Source organism: Mesorhizobium sp. M8A.F.Ca.ET.207.01.1.1 (assembly GCF_004794715.1).
Lineage (GTDB): Bacteria > Pseudomonadota > Alphaproteobacteria > Rhizobiales > Rhizobiaceae > Mesorhizobium.
The window spans coordinates 1-413 of sequence record NZ_SRUS01000126.1 but is presented as its reverse complement, the minus strand read 5'-3'; the positions used below and the strand labels follow the sequence as shown (position 1 = coordinate 413).

Sequence of the window (413 nt, the reverse complement as noted above, 5' to 3'; positions counted from 1 at the left end):
CGGCTGGCGATGCTCGACGCGGCGACGGCCGCGCGCCTGCACGGCAAGTACGCGCACGCCCGGGCAGCGCTGGGCATCTGAGCGGGCCGGGCGGCGACGCGGTGGGCCGGCGAGTCACCGATCAAACGCTGATTTACCCTGAGTGTGGCTGCCCTTGTTGCGGTGCAGCAGTACAATGGAGGGCTCCCCGCCCCATGGCGCCCCCGCATGAGCGCCACGTCTTCCCTGGCTGCGCGGCTGACGCCCCGTCAGCGCACTCTGATCATCCTTGCCCTTTCACTGGGCGGCTTCGCCATCGGCACCAGCGAGTTCGCCAGCATGGGCCTGATGCTGGAGATCAGCCGCGGCCTGTCGATCTCCGAGACCCAGGTCGGCCACCTGATCAGCGCCTATGCCATCGGCGTGGTGGTCGG

The 413-nt window shown here is 69.7% G+C and carries 1 pseudogene; it reads left to right on the top strand.

Going from position 1 to position 413, the window contains the following annotated elements:
- Window positions 1–207: 207 nt before the first annotated feature.
- Window positions 208–413: pseudogene (locus EN850_RS33805) on the top strand (MFS transporter); the annotation flags it as partial.